Source organism: Glutamicibacter sp. BW78 (genome assembly GCF_002332245.1).
Lineage (GTDB): Bacteria > Actinomycetota > Actinomycetes > Actinomycetales > Micrococcaceae > Arthrobacter_H > Arthrobacter_H rhombi_A.
This window is the reverse complement of sequence record NZ_NRGU01000008.1, coordinates 102204-127122: the sequence shown is the minus strand read 5'-3', so window position 1 is coordinate 127122 and position 24919 is coordinate 102204. Positions and strand designations below refer to the sequence as shown.

26 protein-coding genes are annotated in these 24919 nt (G+C 64.2%); 8 read left to right on the top strand and 18 right to left on the bottom strand.

Going from position 1 to position 24919, the window contains the following annotated elements; translation table 11 throughout:
* Positions 1-62: 62 nt before the first annotated feature.
* From CIK75_RS01400 to CIK75_RS01390, 3 genes are all read right to left on the bottom strand, one after another.
* Positions 63-740: a response regulator transcription factor gene (locus CIK75_RS01400; protein ID WP_096222982.1), complete on the bottom strand. Its 678-nt coding sequence runs from the start codon at positions 738-740 to the stop codon at positions 63-65.
* Positions 737-1840, bottom strand: coding sequence for a histidine kinase (locus CIK75_RS01395; protein WP_206745467.1), 1104 nt, complete (start codon positions 1838-1840; stop codon positions 737-739). Before CIK75_RS01395 ends, CIK75_RS01400 begins: the two co-directional genes overlap by 4 nt.
* 403 nt (positions 1841-2243) lie before the next feature.
* Positions 2244-2555: a hypothetical protein gene (locus tag CIK75_RS01390; protein WP_096222980.1), complete on the bottom strand. Its 312-nt coding sequence runs from the start codon at positions 2553-2555 to the stop codon at positions 2244-2246.
* 515 nt (positions 2556-3070) lie between these two features.
* Between CIK75_RS01390 and CIK75_RS01385 the strand changes: the two genes are divergently transcribed.
* The gene (locus CIK75_RS01385) at positions 3071-3670 is read left to right on the top strand and encodes a recombinase family protein (RefSeq protein WP_096222979.1); all 600 of its coding nucleotides are present in this window, start codon (positions 3071-3073) and stop codon (positions 3668-3670) included.
* Positions 3671-3719: 49 nt separating this feature from the next.
* Here CIK75_RS01385 and CIK75_RS01380 read toward each other — a convergent pair whose 3' ends face one another.
* The 5 genes from CIK75_RS01380 to CIK75_RS01360 are packed head-to-tail and all read right to left on the bottom strand — an operon-like array spanning position 3720 to position 9897.
* Complete coding sequence (locus CIK75_RS01380) at positions 3720-4544, bottom strand: CoA ester lyase (protein ID WP_241895193.1); 825 nt, start codon at positions 4542-4544, stop codon at positions 3720-3722.
* Positions 4541-5077 carry a MaoC family dehydratase gene (locus tag CIK75_RS01375; protein WP_096222978.1) on the bottom strand — a complete coding sequence of 179 codons (537 nt, stop codon included), beginning with the start codon at positions 5075-5077 and terminating at the stop codon, positions 4541-4543. Before CIK75_RS01375 ends, CIK75_RS01380 begins: the two co-directional genes overlap by 4 nt.
* A 9-nt stretch (positions 5078-5086) precedes the next feature.
* A complete protein-coding gene (locus tag CIK75_RS01370; protein ID WP_086994654.1) occupies positions 5087-6250 on the bottom strand; it encodes an acyl-CoA dehydrogenase family protein in 1164 nt (387 codons plus the stop codon).
* A gap of 10 nt (positions 6251-6260) precedes the next feature.
* Positions 6261-8282: a biotin carboxylase N-terminal domain-containing protein gene (locus tag CIK75_RS01365; RefSeq protein WP_096222977.1), complete on the bottom strand. Its 2022-nt coding sequence runs from the start codon at positions 8280-8282 to the stop codon at positions 6261-6263.
* 7 nt (positions 8283-8289) lie between these two features.
* The gene (locus CIK75_RS01360) at positions 8290-9897 is read right to left on the bottom strand and encodes a carboxyl transferase domain-containing protein (protein ID WP_096222976.1); all 1608 of its coding nucleotides are present in this window, start codon (positions 9895-9897) and stop codon (positions 8290-8292) included.
* Between the two features lie 159 nt (positions 9898-10056).
* Here CIK75_RS01360 and CIK75_RS01355 point away from each other — a divergent pair, with 159 nt between their 5' ends.
* Together CIK75_RS01355 and CIK75_RS01350 are read left to right on the top strand one after the other, a co-directional pair.
* Positions 10057-10701 (top strand): TetR/AcrR family transcriptional regulator, encoded by a 645-nt coding sequence (locus CIK75_RS01355; RefSeq protein WP_241895191.1) that lies wholly within the window; start codon positions 10057-10059, stop codon positions 10699-10701.
* 90 nt (positions 10702-10791) lie between these two features.
* Positions 10792-11256: a GNAT family N-acetyltransferase gene (locus CIK75_RS01350; protein WP_086994664.1), complete on the top strand. Its 465-nt coding sequence runs from the start codon at positions 10792-10794 to the stop codon at positions 11254-11256.
* Positions 11257-11342: 86 nt separating this feature from the next.
* On the opposite strand, the gene CIK75_RS01345 is transcribed toward CIK75_RS01350, so the two are convergent.
* The 3 genes from CIK75_RS01345 to pdhA are packed head-to-tail and all read right to left on the bottom strand — an operon-like array spanning position 11343 to position 14863.
* Positions 11343-12731: a dihydrolipoamide acetyltransferase family protein gene (locus CIK75_RS01345; protein WP_241895189.1), complete on the bottom strand. Its 1389-nt coding sequence runs from the start codon at positions 12729-12731 to the stop codon at positions 11343-11345.
* Complete coding sequence (locus CIK75_RS01340; RefSeq protein WP_086994666.1) at positions 12732-13739, bottom strand: alpha-ketoacid dehydrogenase subunit beta; 1008 nt, start codon at positions 13737-13739, stop codon at positions 12732-12734.
* Positions 13736-14863: a pyruvate dehydrogenase (acetyl-transferring) E1 component subunit alpha gene (pdhA, locus tag CIK75_RS01335; RefSeq protein WP_086994668.1), complete on the bottom strand. Its 1128-nt coding sequence runs from the start codon at positions 14861-14863 to the stop codon at positions 13736-13738. Before pdhA ends, CIK75_RS01340 begins: the two co-directional genes overlap by 4 nt.
* 203 nt (positions 14864-15066) lie before the next feature.
* Between pdhA and CIK75_RS01330 the strand changes: the two genes are divergently transcribed.
* A complete protein-coding gene (locus CIK75_RS01330; RefSeq protein WP_086994671.1) occupies positions 15067-15531 on the top strand; it encodes an Lrp/AsnC family transcriptional regulator in 465 nt (154 codons plus the stop codon).
* A gap of 26 nt (positions 15532-15557) precedes the next feature.
* Here the strand turns inward: CIK75_RS01330 and CIK75_RS16110 are convergent, their stop codons facing one another.
* The 3 genes from CIK75_RS16110 to CIK75_RS01320 all read right to left on the bottom strand — a co-directional run bounded on the left by CIK75_RS16110 (position 15558) and on the right by CIK75_RS01320 (position 17751).
* Positions 15558-15731: a hypothetical protein gene (locus CIK75_RS16110; RefSeq protein ID WP_158225847.1), complete on the bottom strand. Its 174-nt coding sequence runs from the start codon at positions 15729-15731 to the stop codon at positions 15558-15560.
* Positions 15732-15805: 74 nt separating this feature from the next.
* Positions 15806-17443, bottom strand: coding sequence for a cation acetate symporter (locus tag CIK75_RS01325; RefSeq protein ID WP_086994674.1), 1638 nt, complete (start codon positions 17441-17443; stop codon positions 15806-15808).
* Positions 17440-17751 (bottom strand): DUF485 domain-containing protein, encoded by a 312-nt coding sequence (locus CIK75_RS01320; protein ID WP_241895220.1) that lies wholly within the window; start codon positions 17749-17751, stop codon positions 17440-17442. Before CIK75_RS01320 ends, CIK75_RS01325 begins: the two co-directional genes overlap by 4 nt.
* A gap of 350 nt (positions 17752-18101) precedes the next feature.
* Here CIK75_RS01320 and CIK75_RS01315 point away from each other — a divergent pair, with 350 nt between their 5' ends.
* Genes CIK75_RS01315 through CIK75_RS01300 form a run of 4 tightly spaced genes read left to right on the top strand, consistent with a single transcriptional unit; the run spans position 18102 to position 21914 of the window.
* Positions 18102-19289: a histidine kinase gene (locus CIK75_RS01315; RefSeq protein WP_086994680.1), complete on the top strand. Its 1188-nt coding sequence runs from the start codon at positions 18102-18104 to the stop codon at positions 19287-19289.
* A gap of 35 nt (positions 19290-19324) precedes the next feature.
* Positions 19325-20041 (top strand): LytTR family DNA-binding domain-containing protein, encoded by a 717-nt coding sequence (locus tag CIK75_RS01310; protein ID WP_086994683.1) that lies wholly within the window; start codon positions 19325-19327, stop codon positions 20039-20041.
* Positions 20038-20424 (top strand): hypothetical protein, encoded by a 387-nt coding sequence (locus CIK75_RS01305; RefSeq protein ID WP_241895187.1) that lies wholly within the window; start codon positions 20038-20040, stop codon positions 20422-20424. The genes CIK75_RS01310 and CIK75_RS01305 overlap by 4 nt, the downstream gene beginning before the upstream one ends.
* Positions 20421-21914, top strand: a complete 1494-nt coding sequence (locus tag CIK75_RS01300; RefSeq protein ID WP_086994688.1) for a cation acetate symporter — start codon at positions 20421-20423, stop codon at positions 21912-21914. Before CIK75_RS01305 ends, CIK75_RS01300 begins: the two co-directional genes overlap by 4 nt.
* A gap of 7 nt (positions 21915-21921) precedes the next feature.
* On the opposite strand, the gene CIK75_RS01295 is transcribed toward CIK75_RS01300, so the two are convergent.
* The 4 genes from CIK75_RS01295 to pyrH all read right to left on the bottom strand — a co-directional run bounded on the left by CIK75_RS01295 (position 21922) and on the right by pyrH (position 24916).
* A complete protein-coding gene (locus CIK75_RS01295) occupies positions 21922-22506 on the bottom strand; it encodes a DivIVA domain-containing protein (protein ID WP_086994691.1) in 585 nt (194 codons plus the stop codon).
* Positions 22507-22587: 81 nt separating this feature from the next.
* Complete coding sequence (locus tag CIK75_RS01290) at positions 22588-23463, bottom strand: phosphatidate cytidylyltransferase (protein WP_241895218.1); 876 nt, start codon at positions 23461-23463, stop codon at positions 22588-22590.
* 80 nt (positions 23464-23543) lie between these two features.
* Positions 23544-24101 (bottom strand): ribosome recycling factor, encoded by a 558-nt coding sequence (gene frr / locus CIK75_RS01285; protein ID WP_086994696.1) that lies wholly within the window; start codon positions 24099-24101, stop codon positions 23544-23546.
* Between the two features lie 80 nt (positions 24102-24181).
* A complete protein-coding gene (gene pyrH / locus CIK75_RS01280; RefSeq protein WP_086994877.1) occupies positions 24182-24916 on the bottom strand; it encodes a UMP kinase in 735 nt (244 codons plus the stop codon).
* Between the last annotated feature and the right edge of the window lie 3 nt (positions 24917-24919).

Genomic DNA, 24919 nt, shown 5'->3' with positions numbered 1-24919 from the left:
TTCGCCTATGCCGTGAGGCATAGGGGCCGGAGCCTGTAGGCCTTAAGGCATACATTGTGGTGTCAGCTGCCACCGGTTTCGAACAGGTTCGTCTCATAAGCCAGGACAACGGCTTGGACGCGGTCACGCAGGCCCAGTTTCGCCAGTATGCGACCGACGTGAATTTTCACGGTGCCCTCGGTCAGGACAAGTGCCGCGGCGATTTCAGCGTTTGATAGTCCGCGTGCGATGAGGCGCAGCACATCTTGTTCGCGTGGGGTCAGCGCCGAGAGGACCGTACTGGAGTTCTTCGGATGTGGGGGGTCTGCTTTTGGTGTGTGGGGCGTGAAATGCTGGAGCAGGCGCCGGGTGGTACTCGGTGCCACCACTGCATCCCCGGCATGGACATGCCGGATTGCGGAAACGATTTCTTCTATCCGGGTGTCTTTGAGCAGAAATCCGCTGGCGCCTGCTTGGAGCGCCTCGTAGGCGTATTCGTCTAGGTCGAACGTTGTCAGGATCAGAACCCGGGGTCCGTCGTCGTGTTTGCAGATCAGTCGGGTGGCTTCCACTCCGTCCATTCGGGGCATTCGGACATCCATGAGGACGACATCGGCCTCGACGCTCTTGAGCAGGTTCACGGCGGTATCGCCGTCGTCGGCTTCGCCGACCACGGTGATGTCTGATTTGGCTTCCAAGACCATGCCGAATCCCTTCCGAATCATCTCCTGGTCATCCACCAGCAGGATACGGATCGTCATTCCGGGCCTCCGATCGGTAGATTCGCGCGTACTTCGAAACCTTTTTCCCTGCGTTGGCCGGTATGCAAGGTGCCCCCGTACGCGCTGATGCGTTCCCGCATTCCGAATAGACCGTAGCCTTCGTGCGGCCTCTGGTGCGGACTCTTCGGGCCATGCCCATCATCCACGACCTGAACTTCAATGGAAGTGTTGCTTCGGATGATGAGAACCTCAACGTGGCTAACCTGCGATCCGGCGTGTTTGCGGATGTTTGTCAGGGCCTCCTGCACGGTCCGGTAGACGGCCAGGTCCACACCGGTCGGCACGGGGATTCGTTCGCCCTGGATCTTCAATGTGACCGGCAGTCCAGCAGCCCGTGAGTCCTCGATTAATTGGTCCACTTGGCCGATACCTGGTTGGGGGGCGTGCGATCCGGGTTCATCTGAGCGAAGCACCCCGAGCATGCTCCGCATCTCAGCCAGCGCACCCCGACCGGTGTCTCTGACAGTCTCCATCGCTTTCTGCGCCCGATCCGGATCGCTGTGTGTTGTTGATGCTGCCCCATCAGCCAGAACCACGACCACGCCGAGGCTGTGGGAAACGATATCGTGGATTTCGCGGGCTATCCGGGCACGTTCCCGGGCCGCCACCACCTGCCCATGCGCCTCCCGTTCACGCTCCAACTGAAGTGCACGTTGGCGCAGGCTGGCGACGTGTTCCCGCCTGGCCTTCACTAGGGCTCCCCAGGTCCACGTCCACACGGCAATGAAAACCAGCAACCCCACGTCGCCGATGCTCATGTACCGGAGCCGAATCGGTGCCGCGGTGGCGACTAGCAGCATGAGCACTACTGCGGATGCTGCAGGAATCGTAGTGGCCCACCGGTGCCGGGAAGCGAGGTTGTAGAGGGCGAAGAGAAGCATCACGTCGGCGACAAGGAGACCGATACCGAGCAGCAGCTGAACTGCTACCACCAGCAGAATGACGATGAAGACGCGCAGGGGGAAACGGCGCCTGAAAAGGTAGGGCGTGCATAGCCCAAGGGAGACGAGAATGCCGCTTCCTGACCACAAATTGTCGGGAACCGACGCAATTTGAATGGGCAGATTATATGAGAACACGGCAAGGACAATCACCAGATCAACGACGCGCGGGTGCTTATCGAACCATGTCCCTGATGAAGCCGTACCCTCTATCGGGGTTGGCGCAGAGTCGACGTCTTGGCCGGAGTTGCTGGACCCTATTGTCATCGCCATCGATACTACCGGTGCAGCCGAAGCTTCGCCGGGGGACCAGATGGCTGTGAACCCATGACCAGAAGCGGTAGGAGCTAGCTATTCTTCGGGTAGGGCCCATGATGAGAAGGACCCTGGGCGGACTTCTGTAGAGGTCCCATGCACCGGTCCTTTTGGTGGACGGCCTGAACGCCGTTGCCAGTGCTCAATAGGGCTGAAGAGCCTGTCCGCTGGGGACCCGTCCCGGAACGGTCGAGTTGTTGCCCTGATGACGTTCCACCCTTGTTCATTATTGTGATGACGGGTCTGTTTTGGCTTGGATACGGTGATTGTGTCGCGTATTCAGCACAATAGTTGGGATAACACCGAGGAAGATGAGCAGGATCGCCCACAGACCCACGGCTTCCTCCCAGGCTAAGACGGCAACTATGAGCAGTAAGAAAGCGATCGCCCGGTAGACATAGATCTCGCCGGGGTGATGCTTCGGGCGCCCGAATAACGGGATCTGCTCAGTGGGGTTGGCCCGGGCCAACTGTTGGAAAGCCAACGCGAACTGTGTGCTGCCAGCCACCCACAGCACTGTTGCAAGCAAAAGGTTCATACCCGTCAGTCCATCTGATTAGCACAACCACTAGCAAGTCTCCAGCACACAGTAAGTGACTGCTGCAAGAAGAAGAGGTGACAGTTTGAGTGTCATGCTGCCAGAGCAGCTGTCCCTTGGGCCGTACGAAGGCATCTTATTGCTGGGACATTATGGTCTGCTGGATCTACTCCAGCTTCATCAAGAACTTTCTTAGCCCATTCGCGCGCGGCCGGTGGCGGGGCCCGGCTAGGTTTGATGAGCCGCTAAAGATGCTCTTCAATGGCAGTCGAGGATCTTCTGTCGCCGAAGACTTTCGCGGCTCGTTCGCTTTGCGCGGCCCTCCTGTCGACGCTGTTATTTGCGCATTCTAAGCAAAGATCAAGTACGTTATCGAGGCTGTCACGTAAGCCGGTCCTCCACCGGATACGGCCATTCAAAATAGTGGTTATTAACGGCGCTGAGCCACCATCATCCCGTAAGACCCGTCCGGCACGTCGTCCGGTGACGGGTCCTTATATGACACACTGAACTGCATGTCTGAGATCATCATCGGCTATGCACGAGTGTCCACGGAAGAGCAAGACCTCACCACGCAGCGTGATGCCCTGGCAGCCCTCGGCGTCGATCCGGAACGCATCTATGTTGATCATGGATTTACCGGCAGCAACAAGAATCGTGCTGGCCTACGCGAAGCCTTGGCCGCGTGCCGTGCCGGGGACACGTTTGCGGTGACCAAGCTTGATCGCCTAGCCCGCTCCGTCCGGGATGCCCACGAAATTGCCGATGACCTCGCCAGGCGCGAAGTCAAACTCAGCATCGGCGGTTCCGTCCATGACCCTACCGACCCCATGGGCAAACTCCTGTTCAACGTGCTGGCGATGATCTCCGAGTTCGAAGCTGACCTTATTCGGATGCGCACCCGCGAAGGAATGAAGGTTGCCAAGGCCAAGGGCAGACTTCGGGGCAAGCAGCCCAAACTCTCAGCGAAGCAGGAAGAGCACCTCCTCGAACTCCACATCGCTGGGGAACACAGCAAGGCGGAGCTGGCTGAGCTGTTTAGCGTCGGTCGCTCCACTGTCTATCGAGCCATCGAACGCGGGCGCCTGCGGAACTTAAACGAAGACAACCGCTGACACTGCGGTCCTGCCCGTGCAGTCGACTTCGAAAACGACACCCATCCCGCTAGCCGTCGATACGGGCCACCAGACGGCGGGCGTGGCGCAGCAACGGCTCGTCGACCATCTGTCCTTCGAAGGAGAAGACTCCCGAGGCGGTGCGTGCCGCCTCCAGGATGGCCCGCGCCCGTTGCACCGCCTCCGGGTCCGGGGCATAGGCGGCACGGATCACCGTCATCTGCGCCGGGTGGATGCTGGCCTTGGCGGCGAATCCGCTGGCCACCGCATCGCGGGTCTCGGCGGCGAGACCCTCGGTGTCGGGGATGTTGATGTACACGGAGTCGATGCCGACCTTGCCGTGGGCTCCCGCCGCCAGCAGGACGGCGGCCCTGGCATGGACGGCCACGTCACGGTAGGAACCGTCGTCGTGCCGGCTGGAGGTCCCCCCGAGGGAGGCAACCAGGTCCTCTGCTCCCCACATGAGCGCGACGACGTTGGGTTCGGCGGCGATGGCCGGCGCGTTCAGTACGCCCAGTGCCGTCTCGCAGAGGGCGATGACGCGGTAGCCGGCCAACTGCCTGAGCTGTTCGACGGTTTCGGTCTTGGCCAGCATCACGGTGGTGTAGGAGGTCTGACCGACAGCGGCCAGATCCTGGGCGAAGTCGTCGGTATCCACGGGGTTCACCCGCACGATCGTGCGTGCCGGATCCAAGGGTGTGTCCACCACCGACCGCCGGGCCGCCGGTTTATCGGCCACGGCGACTGCGTCTTCGAGGTCGATGATCACCGCGTCGGCCCGATCGGAGGCCTTGGCATAGCGTTCGGGCCGATCGGCCGGGCAGAAGAGGATGGCAGGGCCCATCATGAAGGCGGGGTACCGGGGATCGGTCATGACTGCTTTCCTGCCGCGTCGAGATGCCCGGCTTCGGTCCACATCATCACGGTGCGTGAGGCCTCGGCCACCACATCACCGTCCTGGTTGTGCCCGGTGTGCTTCATGGTCGCGATCCCCTGCCCGGGCTTGGACTTCGAGGGACGCAGGGAGGTGATCTCGGTTTCCGTGTAGAGGGTATCCCCATGGAAGAGCGGATGCGGGAAGTTCACGTCGCTCAGGCCCAGTTGGCCGATGATCGTGCCCTGGGTCAACTGGCCCACCGACTGGCCCACCAGGGTGGCGAGAGTGAACATCGAGTTCACGAGCCGCTGCCCAAAGGGTTGGGTGGCGCTGAAGGCGGCATCCAGGTGCAGGGCCTGGGTGTTCATGGTCATCGTGGTGAACAGGACGTTATCCGTTTCGGTCATCGTCCGACCCGGGTTGTGCGCATACACGGTCCCGACCTCGAGCTCGTCGAAGTAGAGTCCGCGTTGAACCACGCGCCTCCCCGGAGCCGGGGTGCCGCCATCGTTCACTGCATCGGCGTTCATGTTCTCCTCCTACAGTCCGAGCTCGCGGGCAATGAGCATCAGCTGCACCTCTGTGGTGCCTTCGCCGATCTCGAGGATCTTGGAGTCACGGTAGTGGCGGGCGACCCGGAATTCGTTCATGAAGCCGTAACCGCCGAAGACCTGGGTCGCGTCCCGGGCGTTGTCCATCGCCGCTTCGCCGGCGATCAGTTTGGCCATGGCGGCCTCGGTGGTGAACGGCTTGCCGGCAAGCATCTTCGAGGCGGCACCGTAGTAGGCCAGCCGGGCGCTGTGGGCGCGGGCCTGCATCCGGGCGATCTTGAAGGAGACGGCCTGGAACTTGCCGATGTTCTGACCAAAGGCTGTGCGCTCCTTGGCGTAGCGGACCGATTCGTCCACACACCCCTGGGCGGCACCGGTGGCCAGTGCGGCGATGGCGATGCGGCCCTCATCGAGAATGGACAGGAAGTTCGCGAAACCGCGGCCGCGCTCCCCCAGCAGGTTCTCCTGCGGGACGGTGACGTCCTTGAACGTCAGCGGGTGGGTGTCCGAGGCGTTCCAACCCACCTTGTTATAGGCCTTCTCCGCGGTGAAGCCCGCGGTGTCGGTGGGTACCAGAATGGTGGAGATTTCCTTCTTCTCCGAACCATCGGCGCGCTTCGAGGTCCCGGTGACTGCGGTGGCGGTGACCAGACGGGTGATGTCGGTGCCGGAGTTGGTGATGAACTCCTTATTGCCGTTGATCACCCAGTTCCCGCTCTCCTCACGGGCGGTGGTCCGGGTGCCGCCGGCATCCGAGCCTGCTTCGGGTTCGGTCAGGCCGAATCCTGCCAGTGCCTGGCCGCTGGCCAGCTGCGGCAGCCACTGCTCTTTTTGCGCCTCGGTACCGAAGCGGTAGATCGGCATGGCGCCGAGGGAGACTCCTGCTTCCAAGGTGATCGCGACCGACTGGTCGACACGACCGAGCTGTTCCAGGGCCAGCGACAGGGCGAAGTAGTCCCCACCCATGCCGCCGTGCTCTTCGGGGAAGGGCAAGCCGAACAGGCCCATCTCCCCCATCTGGGAAACGATTTCGTAGGGGAAGCTGTGTTCCTCGTCGTGCTTCGCGGAGACCGGCGCGACGACGTTGTCGGCGAAGTCGCGGACGGTGTCGGAAAGGTCCTGGTAGTCGTCATCGAGTTCGAGATTCGGCATGGAGGGATCCTTAGCTGGTGGTGGTTTCGGGGTCGGGGGTCACAGTGGCCACCGATGCTCCGGCGGCGACGTGCTCCCCGACGGCGACATGGACGGTGACGGTTCCGGTCAGGCCGGCGACGAGGGGATGTTCCATCTTCATCGCCTCCACGGCCAGTAGCGGTTGGCCGGCGTCGACGTGGTCACCGGTGGATACCAGCACCGAGACGACGGTGCCGGGCATCGGCGAACGGGATTCCGGATCGCCGCCGGCTTCCTCGCGTTCGAGGTTGGCCAACCGGCGGTGCACGACGGCTCGGCGGTCCAGCCAGCGCACGTGGGCTCCGTAGCCGGCGGAACCGACCCAGGCTTCCCGCCCGTTACTGCCGGGAACTTCGGCGAAGGCCAGAACGACGTCGGAGGCGGCTGACCCGTTGGCACCGTCGCTCTCCGGAGGCAGGTGTACCGGATGCAGTTCGCCGTCGATCTCCAACTGCACGGTCCGGGGCAGGTGGGTACCCAGCCGCCAGCCATCGGTCTTCCAGGCGCCCAAACGCGAGGCGGCGACCGGTTCCACGGCGAGGAAGCTGCGGGCGATTGACTGCAGCTCCGACTCGCTGGGGCTGCGCTTGGCCTGAATCCCCCATCGGTCGATGAACGTGGTGTCCAGGCGTCCTGCCTGTACATCGGGTTCGGCAATCAGGGCCCTGAGGTATTCGAGGTTGGTTTCGACACCGAGAATAATGGTTTCGGCCAGCGCCGTGTCGAGTCGTGACAAGGCCTGGTCCCGGTCGGAGCCATGGGCGATGACCTTGGCCAGCATCGGGTCGTAGTCGGGGGTGATTTCCGATCCGGTGGTGATGCCCGAGTCGACACGGACGCCTTCACCGACGGGGTCTTCGGCACGCAGGATCGTCCCGATGGAGGGCAGGAATCCCTGGGCCGGGTCCTCGGCGTAGACCCGGGCCTCGATGGCGTGGCCCTCCAGCGTCAGGGTCTCCTGTTCCAGTTCCAGTCTCCGTCCGGCGGCAATGCGGATCTGCCATTCGACCAGGTCCACGCGTTCGTCGTTGAAGCGCACGACTTCCTCGGTCACCGGGTGTTCGACCTGTAGACGGGTGTTCATCTCCATGAAGAAGAATTCGTCGGGGTTCTCATCGGAGACCAGGAATTCCACGGTGCCGGCCCCGACGTAGTCGACCGAGCGGGCGGCGTTCACTGCCGCCTGGCCGATCCGCTCGCGAATCTCGGCCCCACCGGGCTGCATTTGCAGCAAGGGTGCCGGGGCTTCCTCGATGACTTTCTGGTGGCGGCGCTGCAGCGAGCATTCGCGCTCCCCCAGGTGGATGGTGTTCCCATGGGTATCGGCCAGGACCTGGACCTCGATATGTCGAGGGCTGCGCACCAGGCGTTCGAGCAGCAGCGTGTCGTCGCCGAAGGAGCTCAGCGCGACCCTGCGGGCGGTCTGCAAGGTCGCCGGTAGTTCAGCTGCGGATTCCACCGCGTGCATGCCTTTACCTCCACCGCCAGCCGAGGGCTTGATCAACAGGGGGAAGCCGACGCCGGTCGCCGCCTCGATCAGGGCGGCATCGTCCATACCGGGGTCGGCGACCCCGGGGACGACGGGAACATCGTGGCTGGCCACATGGTTCTTAGCCCGGATCTTATCGCCCATCAGGTTGATGGAGTGGGCGCTGGGGCCGATGAAGGTGATTCCCGAGCCCTCCAGGGCGCGCGCGAATTCAAGATTTTCGGAGAGGAACCCATAGCCGGGGTGGACCGCCTGCGCGCCGGAGCTTCGGCAGGCAGACAGCACGGCGTCGATGTCCAGGTAGCTTTCGGCTGCGGCTGCCGGGCCCAGGCAGACGGAATCGTCGGCCTCCCGGACATGGCGTGCCCCGGCGTCGGCTTCGGAGTAAACGGCGACGGAGCGGATGCCCAGCCGGCGCAGCGTCCGGATCACCCGCACCGCGATCTCGCCCCGGTTGGCGACGAGCACGGTATCGAAAAGATGTGTGTCGGCACGTGGTGCTTCGAAGTGGTTTTCGTTCATCGGAGGCTCACATCCTGAAGACGCCGAACGAGGTGTCCGGCAGGGGTTCGGTGGCGCAGACATCCAGGGCAAGGCCCAACACCCGGCGGGTGTCGGCGGGGTCGATGATGCCGTCGTCCCAGAGACGCGCGGTGGAGTAGTACGGATTGCCCTGGTCCTCGTATTGTTCGCGGATCGGCTCCTTGAAGGACTCCTCCGCTTCCTCGCTCCAGGATGCGCCGGAGCGTTCGATCCCATCGCGTTTGACCGTGGAGAGCACCGAGGCTGCCTGGGCCCCGCCCATCACCGAGATGCGGGCCGCAGGCCACATCCACAAGAAGCGCGGTGAGTAGGCCCGACCGCACATCGAGTAGTTGCCGGCACCGAAGGAGCCGCCGATGACGACCGTGAGTTTCGGTACCCGGCAGGTGGCCACGGCGGTAACCATCTTGGCGCCGTTCTTGGCGATGCCGCCGGCTTCGTAGTCGCGTCCGACCATGAACCCGGAGATGTTTTGGAGGAAGACCAGCGGGATGCCGCGCTGGTCGCAGAGTTCGATGAAGTGGGCGCCCTTGAGCGCTGATTCGGAGAAGAGGACTCCATTATTGGCCACGATGCCGACCGGGTGGCCGTGGATCCGCCCGAAACCGGTGATCAGCGTGGTTCCGTAACCTGACTTGAATTCGTGGAATCCGCTGCCGTCGGTGATCCGGGCAATGACCTCATGGACGTCGTAGCGGCCGTTGACGTCGACGGGAACCGCCCCGTAGAGCTGCTCGGGATCTGCCACGGGTTCGCTGGATTCGATGACGTCCCAGGCGGGTTCCGCCGGCGGCGGGAGCGTTTCGACGATATCCCGCACGATCTGCAGGGCATGCCCGTCGTCTTCGGCGATGTGGTCGCTGACTCCTGAGGTTTTTGAATGGAGTTCGGCTCCGCCGAGTTCTTCGGCGGTGACGACCTCGCCGGTGGCTGCCTTCACCAGCGGCGGCCCACCCAGGAAGATGGTGCCCTGGTTGCGGACCATCACGGTTTCATCGCTCATGGCCGGCACGTAGGCCCCTCCCGCGGTGCAGGAGCCCATGACCGCGGCGATCTGCGGGATCTTGCGGGCCGAGAGATTGGCCTGGTTGTAGAAGATCCGCCCGAAGTGGTCCCGGTCGGGGAAGACTTCGTCCTGCCGGGGCAGGAAGGCTCCTCCCGAGTCGACCAGGTAGACGCACGGCAGGTGGTTCTCCCAGGCGATTTCTTGGGCCCTCAGGTGTTTCTTGACCGTCATCGGGTAGTAGGTACCGCCCTTGACGGTGGCGTCGTTGGAGATGACCAGGACCTGCCGGCCGTGCACCAGGCCAATCCCGGCGATGACTCCGGCGCCGGGGCAATCGCCGTCGTACATGCCCTCCGCAGCCAGTGGGGCGATCTCCAGGAACGGGGATCCTTCATCAAGCAGTGCATCGACGCGCTCACGCGGGAGCATCTTTCCGCGCTCAATGTGGCGGCGACGGGATTTTTCGCTCCCGCCGCGGGAGACGGTATCTAGGCGGGTTCGCAATTCGGCCACGAGGGCCCGCTGCGCGGCGTCGTTTTCGGCGAAGACGTCGGCCGCCGGGTCCAGGTGGGAGGCCAGGGTTTCCATCGGTAGCTCTTCCTCGGCGTCGGGGGTGGCTGCCGTTCTTCGGAGGACAACCAGTACTTTGAGTTAATAGGTACTAACTGAAATAGACGTTAGTATTCATTAACTGAAATGTCCAGCATGCCCTGTGGGCCACCTCACGCCAGCGGATGGAGTAGCGCCGTGCAGCACCAACCCGCCCCCCAGGCGACGCCCGATGCGGCGAACAGCAGCGCCGAAACAACGGGCCGCAGCCAGGCCAAGGCCTCACGCAGGTCCACCCTGCTCGACGAAGCAGCACGCCTCTTCGCCACCCACGGCTATCACGGGGTCTCCATCGAGGACCTCGGCTCGGCCTCGGGCATCAGCGGGCCGGCCGTCTACCGCCATTTCGCCGGCAAGGCGGCAGTACTGGGCGCCCTGCTCACCGAAGTCAGCCATGACCTGCACGACGGCGGAAGTGCCGTGGCGCAGGCCGGCGGCAGCCCCGAGGAGGTGCTGGGGGAACTGGTCCGTTTCCACGCCGATTTCGCGCTCGGCCACCGCGACGTGATTCGGGTCCAGGATCGCGATATGGCCAGCCTCTCCGAGGCCGACCAGTCCACGGTGCGGCGCCTCCAGCGGTCCTATATCGAAATCTGGTCCCAACAGCTGGGCCTGCTGCACCCCGAAGAGAACGAATCCGCGGCACGCTTCCGCGCCCAGTCGGTCCTCGGACTCATCAACTCGACCCCGCATTCGGCCCACCGTTCCGACGCCGACCCCGTGACCCGGCGACGCCGCCTGGTATCGATGGCGCTAGCTGCCCTGAAGGCCCCGGTAGGCTAGGCCCGCATCACACCGGTAGGCTGGTGGGGATCGCGTCCACCTGCCGGCCGGACCGCAAGAGAACACCGTTGTCGTAGAGAGGTACTGACCGTGAAGCTTCGCCCCGTCGAGCCAGCGGACCTGGATTGGTTCTTTGAGCACCAGCAGGATCCCCAGGCCAATATCATGGCCGCATTCACCGCCAAGAACCCCGCGGACCGAGGGGTGTTCGACCACCATTGGTCACTGATCCTCAATGATCCCAAGGCCACCGTCCGGGCCATCGAGCAGGACGGCCGGGCCGTCGGCTACGTCATGGCCGATTCCCACGACGAGGTGATCGAACTCGACTTCTGGACCGACAGGAAATACTGGGGGCAGGGCGTCACCACGGCAGCCGTGGACGCCTTCCTCAGCGAGATCACCGAACGTCCCATCCGTGCCCGTGTGGTGACCGACAACATCGGCAGCCAGAAGGTCCTGGAACGGCGTGGTTTCGCGGTGATCGGCGAGGTCGATGGTTTCGCCAACGCCCGGGCAGCGGTCGTGAAGGAATACATTATGGAATTGGCCTGAGGCTCTTCCCCTCCAGACACGTCAAGGGGGCTGCACCCACGCGAACCATCGCGTCGGTGCAGCCCCCTTGCTCGTGCGTAGAGCTCCTAGAGCATCGTGATGAGCATGCCGGGGTCGGCCATGATGGTTCCCACGTCGGCCAGGAACCGCGACCCCTGTTCCCCGTCAACGACACGGTGGTCGAAGGACAGGCTCAGCGTGGTGACCTGGCGCAGCACCACCTCGCCCTGGTGGCCCCACGGCTGTTCACGAACCTGGCCCAGGGCCAGGATGGCCGCTTCGCCGGGGTTCAAGATCGGGGTGCCAGCATCAATACCGAAAACCCCGATGTTCGTGATCGAGAACGTTCCACCGCGCAGATCCTCCGGCGCCGACTTGCCGGCTTTGGCCGTGATGGCCAGATCCCGTAAAGCGTCCGCCAGGGACGTGAAGTCCAACCCCTGGGCGTCCTTGATATTGGGGACCATGAGGCCGCGGGGGGTGGCAGCGGCAATGCCCAGGTTCACGTAGTTCTGCTGGACGATCTCACCGGCGGCGGCATCCCAGCGTGAGTTCAGGGTCGGCTGGCGTTCCAGGGCGATGCAGACGGCCTTGGCCGCGATCGTCAGCGGGGTGAGCTTCACGTCCTGGTAGGCACGATCGGCACGCAGCCGGGTGAGCAGCTCCATCATCGGGGTCACATCAACGGTCAGGAACTCGGTGACATGCGGAGCGGTGAAGGCGCTATCGACCATGGCCTGCGCGGTGTGCTTGCGCATCCCCTTAATCGGCGTGCGTACCTCGCGCGGTTGGCCGCCCAGGGTCTTCGTTCCTCCGGCAGCCACGGTTCCGGCGCTCTGGGTGGGTGATCCCTCAGAGGGGGCGCCCTCCCCCGCCGAGGATCCTGCCGCATGGGCCGCGGTGACATCGTCCCGGGTGATCAGTCCGCGCGGACCGCTGCCGCCCACCTGTTCCAGGTCGACGCCGAGATCACGGGCAAGTTTGCGGACCGGAGGGGTGGAGCGGGGTCGCTCGGTCGCCGGAACCCGGGCCGCGGGGGCCGGTGTCGCGGCGGCTGCCGTGCTCGCGGCCCCCTGGGCACGCGACCTCCGGGCCGGGCGTTTGCCGGTCTCGACTTCGGCACCGTATCCAACCAGAGTGGGTTCCCGCTGGGCGGGGGCCTCGTCCTCGGCAGCGGCTTCGGCCGAATCCGATGGCCCGACGGGTGCGTCGCCGGAGCACGCCTCTCCGGGCACGTCGAAGGAAACGATCGGGTTACCGACCTCAACGACGGTGCCGGGCTGCTCGTGCAGCTCGGTGACCACCCCGGAATACGGGCTGGGCAACTCCACCACGGCCTTGGCGGTTTCCACCTCGGCAATGATCTGATTCAGCTGGACGGTATCGCCGACGGCGATCTTCCAGCTGACAATTTCGGATTCGGTCAGTCCTTCGCCGAGATCGGGAAGTTTGAAAACCTTCAGCACTGTACTCATCTAGCCTTCCAGACTGCTCAGGGAATTGGGGCGGTCCATGACCCGGTCGACGCCATCGAGGATGCGGTCCAGGTCGGGCAGGTGGTGCATTTCCAGCTTCGAGTAGGGGTAGGGGATATCGAAGCCCGTGACCCGTACGGGAGCATGCTCGAGCTGGTAGAAGCAGCGTTCGGTGATGCCCGAGGTGATTTCCGCTCCGAGGCCCAGATTTTGGCTGGCCTCATGGGTCACGACGAGGCGGCCGGTCTTCTTCACCGAGGCTTCGATGGTGTCGAAGTCGATCGGCGAGATGGAACGCAGGTCGATGACCTCAACGGAAATCCCGTCGTCCTCCGCTGCGGTGGCCGCCGACAGTGCCGTCTTGACCTGGGCGCCGTAGGCCACCAGGGTGACGTCGGTACCGGGGCGGCGCACGGCGGCACTGCCCATTTCGGACCCGGCAACCACGGCCTCCAGGTCGACTTCGCCGCGCTCGTGGTAGCGGCGCTTCGGTTCGAAGAAGACCACGGGATCATCACAGGCGATGGCCTGCTGCATCATGACGAAGGCGTCCTGCGGGGTCGAGGGGCTGACCACGCGCAATCCTGCCGTATGGGCGAAATAGGCTTCCGGGGACTCCGAATGGTGTTCGGGGGAACCAATGCCTCCGCCAAAAGGGATGCGGATGGTCAGCGGCATGGAGACCATTCCATGGGTGCGGTAGTGCAGTTTGGCGACCTGGCTGACGATCTGGTCGAAAGCCGGGTAGACGAATCCGTCGAACTGGATCTCGACCACGGGCCTGAAGCCCCGGTAGGCCATGCCAACAGCTGTACCGACGATGCCGGATTCGGCCAGTGGGGTATCGATGACCCGATGTTCGCCGAAGTCCTTCTGCAACCCATCAGTGATGCGGAAGACCCCTCCGAGTTTTCCGATGTCCTCCCCCATGAGCACGACTTTTGAGTCGGCTTCCATGGACTGGCGCATACCAGCATTCAGGGCCTTGCCGAATGTCAGCTTGCTCATCGCGCACCCTCTTCCGTGGCCGACCCGGTGTCGGCGAATTGTTCCTGATACAGCGCATAGTGTTCCCGCTGACGATCCAGGGCCGTGTGCGGCTGCGAATAGACGTGATCGAAGACGGCCATCGGCTCGGGGTCTTCCAAACCGATGATGCCCTTGCGCAGGCTGGCCGCCACGCCGTCGGCCACTTCCTCGGCAGCTGCCTTCAGCTCGGTCTCGTCGACCCCCAGGCCGACCAGGTGCTTCTCGAGGCGTTCGATCGGGTCCTTGGCAGCCCAGAGGTCCAGTTCGTTGGCATCGCGGTAGCGTGTGGGGTCATCCGCCGTGGTGTGCGGGCCCATCCGGTAGGTCACTGCCTCGATGAAGGTCGGGCCGTTGCCACTCCGGGCACGATCCAGGGCGATCCGGGTGGCCGCCAGACAGGCCAGCACATCGTTGCCGTCGACCCGAAGCGACGGGATGCCGAAGCCTGGTGATCGGTCGGCGATGTTGGTCAGGCTTTGCACGTCCACCGGCTCGGAGATCGCCCAGTGGTTGTTCTGGCAGAAGAAGACCACCGGCGCCTGATAGCTGGCGGCGAAAACCATGGCTTCGTTGACGTCACCCTGGCTGGTGGCGCCGTCGCCGAAGAAGGTGATCGCTGCTTGCGAGCCGCCGTCGTATTTGATGCCCATGGCGTAGCCGACGGCGTGGAGCGCCTGGGCCCCGATGATGATCTGTGGGGTGGCCATATTTTTCCCGAAGGGGTCCCAGCCGCTGTAGGCGTTGCCACGCCAGACGCGCAGGGTGTCCTCGGCGCTGATATCGCGGCAGTAGGCCAGGCCCGTCTCCCGGTAGGAGGGAAAAATGAAGTCGTCGTCTTCCAGCGCCCGGCCGGCGCCGATCTGCGCTGCTTCCTGCCCCAAAAGCGGTGGCCAGAGGGCGAGTTCACCCTGGCGTTGGAGTGCCGTCCCTTCATGGTCGACACGACGGATGGCCACCATATCGGTATGCAGGCGGCGCAGGGCCTCCACATCGATGTCGGTGACCCAAGGGTCGAATTCCCCGTGCGGGGTGCGGCGTCCGCTGGGGTCGATGAGCTGGATCAGCTCGTCGCCCCGCTCACCGGCTGCCTGTGGATTATTCATGGTCTGCGCTGCGTCCTTCGTTGTTCGTCGGCCGACTCGCTGGTTGCCGGATGGGTGCTCCGGTGTCCGAACGGCGGGGCGGACTTCGTCGTCGTCCCCTACCTGTGACGGTACTCACAAGAAGCAGTGCGCACAACCATCAATAAATTCTCTGAGCACTCTGCACGGTGAGCGCGAGGGCTTACCTGATACGGTTGCGCATTATGACTGACTTGGATGAGCTTGATCACAAACTGTTGGGTGCCCTGGCGCTGGATCCGAAGGCGACCACCGTTGCCTTGGCGACGACGTTGGGCTTATCCCGCAACACCGTGCAGGCGCGGTTGAATCGGCTGGAGAACCACGGGGCTTTTCTTTCCTTCGAACGCCGGATCAATCCCGCCGCCCTGGGCTACCCGCTGACCAGCTTCGTGCACATCCATGTCCAGCAGAAGAAGCTCGGCGACATCACTGAGGCCTTGGCCCGCATCCCCGAGGTGGTGGAAGCCCATGGGCTCAGCGGTACAGCGGATATCTTGGCCACCGTCGTGGCCCGTGGCGCCGAGGACCTGTTCCGTGTCAACGGAGCAATCCTCGATATCGACGGGATCGAGCGTGCGGACACCTCGTTGTCGATGGCCGAGCTCATCCCCCACCGGATGCTCCCGCTGCTGGAACGCCGTATCTGAGCGAGCTCTGCGGTGGCGACGGCAGACTAGTGGTGGTGGCGGCCCTGACCCGATACGGCAACGGCAACCAAGCCGGCGCCGACGCCTCGGGAGGACATCACCGATCCCACGCTGTCCATCGAACAGTTCGAAAGCATGGAGCCTCTGCTACCGATGCTCAGGAACGGGTCCTCGGAGGCGACGGACCATGGTGACGACATGGCGGGAGCCGGGTCCGCTCTCGCGAACCCGGCTCCCGCCGTCGTACCGGATGAAGAATCCGGGGGTGGAGGACCTAGTGGTCGGTCGCTTTCTCTGCCCCGAAACCGGTCAGTGAACGAACTTCCATTTCGGCCTGCTTCGCCGGGTCTTCCTTCCGGTTGCTGAGCACGGTGCCCAACCAACCCAGCAGGAACGCCAGCGGAATCGAGACGATGCCCGGGTTGCTCAGCGGGAAGATCGCGAAGTCCGCGCTGGTGATCATCGAGGTCTCGGTGCCGGAAACGACCGGGGAGAACGCGATCAGGATGATCGCGGTCGCCAGGCCGCCGTACATCGACCAGACGGCGCCCTGGGTGGAGAAGCGCTTCCAGTACAGCGAGTACACGATGGTCGGCAGGTTCGCCGACGCGGCGACGGCGAAGGCCAGGGCGACCAGGAAGGCCACATTCTGCCCCTGGGCACCAATGCCGCCCACGATGGCTGCGATGCCGATCACGACCACCGTCCGGCGGGCGACCTTCATCTCCTTCTGCGGGGTCGTCTTGTCCTTGGCGATGACGTTGGCGTAGATATCGTGGGCGAACGATGCGGCAGCGGTGATCGTCAGTCCGGCCACGACGGCCAGGATGGTCGCAAAGGCCACCGCCGAGATCACCCCGAGCAGGATCGGGCCTCCGAGTTCGAACGCCAGCAGCGGGGCCGCGGAGTTCACGCCTCCCGGTGCGTTGGTGATGCGCTCCGGGCCGATCAATGCTGCGGCGCCGTAGCCCAGGACCAGGGTGAACAGGTAGAACGCCCCGATGAGCCAGATCGCCCAGACCACCGATTTGCGGGCCTCCTTCGCGGTGGGGACCGTGTAGAAGCGCATCAGCACGTGCGGCAGGGCAGCGGTACCGAGCACCAGCGCCAGCGCCAGGGAAACGAAGTCCAGCTTGGATGCTTCGGAGACGCCGTACTTCAGGCCCGGATCAAGCAGGGCCGGATTATTGGCGGTTTCCACGGCGTCGCCGAGCAGCGCCGAAAGGTTGAAACCGTACATGGACAGTACCCAGACGGTCATCACCAGCACGCCGGCGATCAGCAGGCAGGCCTTGACGATCTGCACCCAGGTGGTGCCCTTCATGCCGCCGACCAGTACGTAGACGATCATCAGGGCGCCCACGACGGTGATAACCAACGACTGGCCGACTCGACCGTCGATGCCCAGCAGCAACGAAACCAGGGCGCCGGCGCCGGCCATCTGGGCCAGCAGGTAGAACAGGCACACCGAGAGCGTGGTGATGGCCGCCGCGATGCGAATGGGCCGCTGCTTGAGCCGGAAAGACAGGACATCGGCCATGGTGAACTTGCCCGTGTTGCGCAGCATCTCTGCCACGAGCAGCAGGGCGACCAGCCACGCCACCAGGAAGCCGATGGAGTAGAGGAAGCCGTCGTAACCGTTGATGGCGATCGCGCCGACGATCCCCAGGAACGAGGCAGCCGAAAGGTAGTCCCCCGCGATCGCTGTCCCGTTCTGGGTTCCGGTGAAGGACCGACCGCCGGCGTAGTAGTCGGCTGCCGTCTTGTTGTTCTTGCTGGCCTTCAACACGATCACCAAGGTGACGCCGACGAAGAGCGCAAAGATGCTGATGTTGACGATGGGGCTGCCCACCGACGTTGATTCCGTCGCCGCGGCCAGAGGTGCCGCCGCGCTCAGGCCCAGAAGGCTCATTTCAGGTCTCCTTCGTCGACGTTGGCTTCGAGTCGTTCGCGCAGCGCGGTGGCTCGTGGGTCCAGCTTCCTGTTCGAGAAGTGGACGTAGGCAGCGGTGATACCGAAGGTCGAGACGAATTGGAGCAGCCCCAGGAGAAGCCCCAGGTTGATGTTCCCGATCACCTTGATCGACATGAAGTCGTGCGCATAGTCGGCCAGCAGCACATAGGCGAAATACCACACGAGGAACGCGATGGCCATCGGGAAGATGAAGCTGCGTTGTGTTTTGCGAAGGTCTTGGAACTCGTCGCTGGCCTGGACGGCCATGAATTCTTCGGACACCTGGTCCGGGGCTGGGTCGGTCCTGACGGCGGCGTCATCGGCGTCGTCCTGCGGAGCGGGGTCCGGGGTGGTGGGGTGGGCCATTTTTTTCTCCTCAAAGTGGTGGCATCCATCCGCCGACGGACAAACCGTGTCAACACGCATCCTCGGCGGAGAGGTGACTCCCATCACTCTCGATCACCACCCGGTGATAGTGAAGCACCTCACATCATGTCGTGGCCCAGCGGTGGGCTCCGTGCGCCGAGCGGTCACTCCTCCCGCCGAACGGTCGGCCCCGACACGGCGGTCAACGCCCTGCCCCGGTGACCCCGCAGGCCGGCGTCTAAGCTGACTGCATGCTTTCCGCTGCCGCCCAGACCACACTGATCATTGCGATCCTCACGATCGCCGTGGCAGTGGTCTACTACGTCGGTTTCCATGTGCTGCGCGCTTCCCGCGAGCTGGGGACCGATGCCGATCGGGCCACGTACGAGACATTGCACCGGGTGTCCCAGGCTGCCCCGCATTTCAGTTCGGGGCTTCAAGCCGAAGGAGCCGGCAGGGCAGCACGGCATCTCCGTGACGTGCTCGGTTGCGAGGGTCTGGCGATCACCGACGAAACAACGGTTCTGGCCGTAGACGGTGTGCTTGCCGAGACCGTATCCCGGGAACCGGGCAGGATCGAAGAACACTCCTCCGACGCCGTGCGGGCCGCCCGGACACAGGTGATTCGTGGGCAGGGTGCCGACGGTGTCTATGCACCCATCATGGTTCGCGGCCAGGCCGTGGGAACCGTCGTGGCCCTGGCCCCACGGGCCAACGCCGGGCTGGTGCGGGCCACCACCGAGTTGGCTGCCTGGGTGGCCGCCCAGCTGGGTTTGGCCGAGCTGGATGAATCACGGGCCCTCTTGATGGAAGCCGAAGTGCGCGCCCTGCGGGCCCAGATCAGCCCACACTTCATCTACAACAGCCTCAATGCGATTGCCTCGTTCATCAATACCGACCCGCAACGGGCCAGGACGCTCGTCGTGGAATTCGCCGATTTCACCCGGTATTCCTTCCGCCGGCACGGTGACTTCACCACCGTGGCCGAAGAACTGCAGGCCATCGACCGCTACCTGCTCTTGGAAAAGGCCAGATTCGGCGAACGCATCAGGGTATCGCTGGCGATCGCCCCCGAGGTCCTGAGCACCGTCATCCCGTTCCTGTCGCTGCAGCCGTTGGTGGAGAATGCGGTGCGCCACGGCCTCGAGGGCAAAGCCAACGGCGGTTTGATCACCCTGACGGCCGCAGATGACGGAGCATTCGCCGAGATCACCGTCGAGGACGACGGGGTGGGCATCGACCCGCAGGAACTGCGCTCGTTATTGGCGGGGACCACCGACGGCATCCACGTGGGGCTGCGCAATGTCGATGTCCGCCTGCGCCAACTCTACGGCGATGATCACGGGCTGGTCATCGACACGGCCCCTGGTGCCGGGACGCTCATCACCGTGCGGATCCCCAAATTCCAGCCCGGTAATGACGCCGGCCCACCGCTGTAAGTGCCCAGCGGCACGGCTATCCCTAGACTATGAGCATGATCAATGTCGTCGTTGCCGATGATGAGCTGCCCGCCGTCGAGGAACTGGCCTTCCTGTTGGAACGTGACTCCCGGGTGGGGCAGATTCACCGGGCCACCTCGGGTGCCGCGGCCCTGAAGGCACTCCAGGAGTTCGACGTCGATGCCCTCTTCTTGGACATCCACATGCCTTCCTTATCCGGGCTGGACATTGCCCGGGTCATTTCTCGATTCAGCCGCCCTCCCGCCGTCGTCTTCGTCACCGCCGATGAGGCGCAGGCGCTGGAGGCTTTTGAACTGGCGGCCGTCGATTATGTGCTCAAACCGATCCGCCCGGAACGGTTGGCCGAATCGGTGCGGCGGGTCTGTGAGCTGATCCAGGACGGTCCGGAGGAACCCGAGGTCATCACCGTTGACCAGGGCGGGATCACCCGGATGATCCGGCGCGATGAGATCCGCTACGTCCAGGCCCAGGGGGACTATGCCCGGCTGCATACCGCCGAAGCCAGCTACCTCATCAGGGTCCCGTTGAACGATCTGGAGCAGCAATGGAACTCGGCAGGGTATCTGCGCATCCATCGCGGCTATCTGGTGGCCATGGACCGGGTGGATCAGGTGAAGTTGGCGCCGGGCAAGGCCTCGGTCGTCGTCGGGGATACCGAACTACCGGTGAGTCGTCGTGCCTTGCCGTTGCTGCGCGAACAATTGGCCGCCAACCGCATCCGACCACTATGAGCACCCCTGATTCCGGGCAGCCCTCCGCAGCCGGCTCCCGCCCGGCTCGGGTGCGAGTCACCGCCCCGGAAGGAGCACCCCTGGGGGTGTCCCGACGTCGGGCCACCCATGACCCCGCAGCGGAGTTCTACGTCAGGTCACTGATCCGTTCGCAATTGCGTTTGTCGTTATCGGTGGCGCTGGGCTTTCTGCTGCTTCTACTGTGCCTGGCCGTCGTGGTCACGTTCTGGCCGCAGATCCAGGACATCCGACTGCTGACCATCCCGCTGCCCTGGCTCGTTTTGGGGGTCGGAGTCTACCCGATCATCCTCCTGGGGGCTTTCCTCTACAACCGTGTCAGCGCCCGCTATGAGCGACAATACGTGGACGTGACCCGCGAATGAACGCAGGAACTTCGCTGCTGGCGATTGCCGCCGTCGTCATCTCCACGGTCCTGATCGCCGTGCACGGGCTCCGCCTCTCGCGGACCACCGGCGACTTCTATGTCGCTTCACGGACCGTCAAACCCTGGTGGAATGCTTCGGCGATCGGCGGAGAGTACCTTTCCGCGGCGAGTTTCCTGGGGATCGCCGGGCTCATCGTCGTCTCGGGTCAGGACGCCCTCTGGTTCCCGATCGGGTATACGGCCGGTTATCTGATGCTGCTGCTCTTTGTGGCCGCCCCGCTGCGCCGTTCGGGAGCCTATACGGTGCCCGACTTCGCCCAGATCCGGTTGGCGGGCCGCACCGTACGGTTGGTCACCAGCATCATGGTGGTCGTGGTCGGGTGGCTCTACATCGTCCCGCAGCTCCATGGTGCTTCGCTCACTTTGGGGATCACCACCGGTCTCCCCGGATGGTTGGGCGCCGGGCTGGTGATGACCGTGGTCTGCCTGACGGTGTTGGCCGGTGGGATGCGTTCGATCACCTTCGTCCAGGCCTTCCAGTTCTGGCTCAAGCTCGGGGCTTTGGCCATCCCCACGGTTTTCCTGCTGCTGCAGTTGGGGGTGACCGGCCAGTCCCCCACCCTGGGCGGTCTCGCCTTCGACCTGCCCCAGCAAGTACTGGGACGTTCGGGGATCTACGCGACGATTTCGCTGATCGTCGCCTTGCTCTTCGGCACCCTCGGGTTGCCGCATGTGCTGGTGCGGTTCTATACGAATCCCGATGGTGCCTCGGCCCGCAGGACCACGTTGATCGTCCTGGGGCTGCTGTCCTTGTTCTACCTGTTCCCCACGATCCTGGGAGTCCTGGGCCGGGCCTACCTTCCGGAGCTGGTTTCGGAAGGAAACGCGGACGCGACGGTATTGTTGCTCCCCACCCGCATCGTGGGCGGGACGATGGGGAACGTGTTGACCGCCCTGGTCATTGGTGGGGCGTTCGCCGCCTTCATGTCCACGACCTCCGGTCTGGTGGTCTCCTTGGCCGGGGTGATCAGCCAGGATCTCTTCGGAGGGACCGTGCGCGGCTTCCGTTTTGCCACGGTGCTGGCCAGCGTCATTCCGCTGGTTTTGGCCCTGGGAACCAGCACCTTGGCGCTGGCAGGGGCCATCGGGGCTGTCTTCGCGTTTACCGCCTCAACGATTTGTCCGCTGCTCCTGCTGGGCATTTGGTGGCGGGGCCTGACGGCTGCCGGCGCCGTCGCGGGCATGCTGTGCGGGGCCGTGGGATGTGCCGCGGCCATGGCAGCGGTTTCGTCGATGCCCCAGCTTTCCGGGTTGGCCCGCGAGGTAGTTAGCCAGCCAGCGGCATGGACGGTCCCGCTGGCGTTCATTGTCACCGTGCTGGTGTCCCGGGCCACCCGGGGGCCCTCCCCCGAGGCGATCACACGGGTGATGGCTCGCCTGCATGCCCCCGAGCGGACGACGGCCCACGGGGCCGCTGGCCCGCAGTAGCTGCGGATCAGTCGATGGAGGCCATCAACTCCACGACACGGTCCAGGAAGGCGTCGACCTGGCTCTCCTCGTATCCGTCCTTGCCGACTGCCTCGCGGAAGGCGATCCGGCGGACGGCATCAACGCTCATCGGCACGTCCTCCTCGAAGTACGCGAGCAGTTGGGTGCATAAGGAGTCGACGTCCTCGACGTTATAGCTGGGTGCGTTGCGCCGGCTCGGGCGGCGGAACCGTTCGCCCGGTTCCCGGTGCAGACGTCCGCGGAGGATCGCTGAGAGCCGACCGACTTGCTCAAGCCAGGCGTCTTCGCCCTCGGTTTCGATCAGGGCGTCCCGCTCCCGTTGGGCAAAGACGTCCTCGAGACGGTCCAGTGCAGCGTCGACCTCCTGGGCGGAGTAGCCGCCCTTCTGAGGTTCGAAGGAGGTGCGGCGAACCAGGTGGCTGGTGACCACGCTGTCATCGTCTCCGGTCCCGTTATAGGTCGCACGGGCGCGGGCCAGGAAATGGTCGACTTGCTTGACGTTGTAGCCGAATTCCCCTGACTCGACCCGATTGAAGGGGGTTTGGGTCTTCTGTTGGCTTTCCTGACTCAATGAACTTCCCTCAAGCTTGCACTGCACATGATGAACAATTTCACGGTGGCCGCATCCGGCCTCAACACTACTGACCCCATCCTAAGGCAGCAGCAGCCCGATCGTGCCGTCCGCCCCGGGCAGCAACAACACCGAAATAATGTAGCCAATGGGAATGGAGAAGACGACCGAGTCCAGACGATCCATCACGCCGCCGTGGCCCGGGAGCAGGTTGCTCATGTCCTTGATGCCCAGCTCGCGCTTGACCATCGATTCGGCCAGGTCACCTGCCGTTGCTGCCGCGACGGTAGCCAAGGCCAGGGGGATGCCGATCCACCACGGGCTGTCGAGCAGGAACACGACGCAGAGGATGCCCACGATGATCGCCCCGGCACAGGAACCGGCGAAACCTTCCCAGGACTTCTTCGGGCTGATCTTTGGTGCCATCGGGTGCTTGCCCATCGAGGCGCCGACCAGATACCCGAAGGTATCGTTGGCGACGACCAGGAGCACGACCACGGACACCAGGATCTTGCCTCGCTGCTCCTGCATCAGCAGGATGGCGAAACTGGCGAGGAACGGGACCCAGAGGACCACGAAAGTTGAGGCGACCACGGAACGGAAGGCCCCGGCGGCGCCTTCAACAATCCGCCAGATCAACACCAGCAGGATGCTTCCGGCCACGGCAAAGCCGAGCGCCTCCGCTCCGCCCAGATACGCGGAGAAGGGGAGAACGACGCCGGCCACCGCCAAAGGGGGCAGGGGCACCTCGGTCTTCGCCGCGGCCAGGGCCCTGCTGACTTCCCATGAACCGACGACGGCGAAGACCGCGACGATGCCGACGAACGCCAGCGGGAAGAAAAATAGTCCCACCAGCACGGCCCCGAGCAGGACCACACCAACACCGATCGCCGCCGGCAGGTTCCTCCCGGCTTTGGAGGGCTTGGCGTCGAGTTCGCGCCGTTGGCGTCGTGACATCTGGCCCGGGGTCGCCTGGGGGGCTCCCGGCGCTTCGCCGGGGCGGCCGTCGGCGCCGTCGGGTTGCGTCGGAATGGGCATTAGACGTCCAGCAGCTCGGCTTCCTTGCGTTTGAGCATCTCGTCAATCGCGTCGGTGGCCTTCTTGGTCAGCGCATCCAGGTCCTTCTCGCCCCGGACGCCGTCATCCTCACCGACGTCACCGTCCTTGACCATCTTGTCCATGGACTCCTTGGCCTTGCGGCGGTGGTTGCGCATGGCCACCTTGGCGTCTTCGCCCTTGCCCTTGACGATCTTCACGTATTCCTTCCGGCGTTCCTCCGTCAGTTCGGGCAACGTCACGCGAATGACCTTGCCGTCGTTGGAGGGATTGGCGCCGATTTCGGAGTCGCTCAGAGCCTTCTCGATGGCCCGCAGGGCGGTGGCATCGAAGGGGGTGATCAGGATGGTCCGGGCGTCGGGGACACCAAAGGAGGCCAGCTGCTGCAGTGGCGTGGCGGCTCCGTAATAATCAACCAGCACCTTGGAGTACAGGCCGGGGTTGGCCCGACCGGTCCGGATCGTGGCGAAGTCCTCCCTCGCCGCTTCGAGGGACCGATCCATCTTCTCGTTGGCGTCCTGCAGGGTTTCCTCGATCACTACTCTCTCCTTACGAATCCGGGCCGCTCAGCGGTACCCGGGATGGTTTCCGAGCTCAACATTCATCCTATGCCACCGGGCTAGACGGTGACGCGTGTGCCCCGGGCCTCGCCGCGAATGGCGCGGGTGACGTTACCCTCGCCTTCCATCCCGAAGACCAGCATTTCCAGCCCGTTGTCCTTGCACATGGTCATCGCCGTCTGGTCCATCACCCGGATGTCCTTCAGCAGTGCCTCGTCGTAGGTCAGCGTGCTCAGACGTTCGGCTGTCGGGTCCTTCTTCGGGTCGGCGGTGTAGACCCCGTCAACACCGCTTTTGCCCATGAGTACGACGTCGGCGCGTACTTCCAGCGCCCGCTGGGCGGCGACGGTGTCGGTAGAGAAGTAGGGAAGGCCGGCGCCGGCTCCGAAGATCACCACACGGTTCTTCTCCAGATGACGGATCGCACGGCGCGGGATGTAGGCCTCGGCCACCTGGGCCATGCTGATCGCCGATTGCACCCGGGTTTCCACCCCTGCCTGCTCGAGGAAGTCCTGCAGGGCCAGGCAGTTCATGACGGTACCGAGCATGCCCATGTAGTCCGCGCGGGAACGGTCCATCCCCGACTGGGACAATTCGGCCCCGCGGAAGAAGTTTCCTCCCCCGACCACGATCGCCGTCTCGACTTCACCGACGGTTGCGGCGATCTGCTCGGCAATACCGCGCACGGTGACCGGGTCAACGCCGACCTTGCCACCGCCGAAGACCTCTCCGGAGAGCTTGAGGAGGACCCGGCGCCGGGCCCCTGTTTCATGGGTGGGGTGGGTCTGTTCCATCTG

Coding starts and splice junctions, on each gene's coding strand:
- CIK75_RS01400 (WP_096222982.1), bottom strand. CDS start 740: ATGACGATCCGTATCCTGCTGGTGGATGACCAGGAGATGATTCGGAAG.
- CIK75_RS01390 (WP_096222980.1), bottom strand. CDS start 2,555: ATGAACCTTTTGCTTGCAACAGTGCTGTGGGTGGCTGGCAGCACACAG.
- CIK75_RS01385 (WP_096222979.1), top strand. CDS start 3,071: ATGTCTGAGATCATCATCGGCTATGCACGAGTGTCCACGGAAGAGCAA.
- CIK75_RS01380 (WP_241895193.1), bottom strand. CDS start 4,544: ATGACCGATCCCCGGTACCCCGCCTTCATGATGGGCCCTGCCATCCTC.
- CIK75_RS01375 (WP_096222978.1), bottom strand. CDS start 5,077: ATGAACGCCGATGCAGTGAACGATGGCGGCACCCCGGCTCCGGGGAGG.
- CIK75_RS01370 (WP_086994654.1), bottom strand. CDS start 6,250: ATGCCGAATCTCGAACTCGATGACGACTACCAGGACCTTTCCGACACC.
- CIK75_RS01365 (WP_096222977.1), bottom strand. CDS start 8,282: ATGAACGAAAACCACTTCGAAGCACCACGTGCCGACACACATCTTTTC.
- CIK75_RS01360 (WP_096222976.1), bottom strand. CDS start 9,897: ATGGAAACCCTGGCCTCCCACCTGGACCCGGCGGCCGACGTCTTCGCC.
- CIK75_RS01345 (WP_241895189.1), bottom strand. CDS start 12,731: ATGAGTACAGTGCTGAAGGTTTTCAAACTTCCCGATCTCGGCGAAGGA.
- CIK75_RS01340 (WP_086994666.1), bottom strand. CDS start 13,739: ATGAGCAAGCTGACATTCGGCAAGGCCCTGAATGCTGGTATGCGCCAG.
- pdhA (WP_086994668.1), bottom strand. CDS start 14,863: ATGAATAATCCACAGGCAGCCGGTGAGCGGGGCGACGAGCTGATCCAG.
- CIK75_RS01330 (WP_086994671.1), top strand. CDS start 15,067: ATGACTGACTTGGATGAGCTTGATCACAAACTGTTGGGTGCCCTGGCG.
- CIK75_RS16110 (WP_158225847.1), bottom strand. CDS start 15,731: ATGTCGTCACCATGGTCCGTCGCCTCCGAGGACCCGTTCCTGAGCATC.
- CIK75_RS01325 (WP_086994674.1), bottom strand. CDS start 17,443: ATGAGCCTTCTGGGCCTGAGCGCGGCGGCACCTCTGGCCGCGGCGACG.
- CIK75_RS01320 (WP_241895220.1), bottom strand. CDS start 17,751: ATGGCCGTCCAGGCCAGCGACGAGTTCCAAGACCTTCGCAAAACACAA.
- CIK75_RS01315 (WP_086994680.1), top strand. CDS start 18,102: ATGCTTTCCGCTGCCGCCCAGACCACACTGATCATTGCGATCCTCACG.
- CIK75_RS01310 (WP_086994683.1), top strand. CDS start 19,325: ATGATCAATGTCGTCGTTGCCGATGATGAGCTGCCCGCCGTCGAGGAA.
- CIK75_RS01305 (WP_241895187.1), top strand. CDS start 20,038: ATGAGCACCCCTGATTCCGGGCAGCCCTCCGCAGCCGGCTCCCGCCCG.
- CIK75_RS01300 (WP_086994688.1), top strand. CDS start 20,421: ATGAACGCAGGAACTTCGCTGCTGGCGATTGCCGCCGTCGTCATCTCC.
- CIK75_RS01290 (WP_241895218.1), bottom strand. CDS start 23,463: ATGTCACGACGCCAACGGCGCGAACTCGACGCCAAGCCCTCCAAAGCC.
- pyrH (WP_086994877.1), bottom strand. CDS start 24,916: ATGGAACAGACCCACCCCACCCATGAAACAGGGGCCCGGCGCCGGGTC.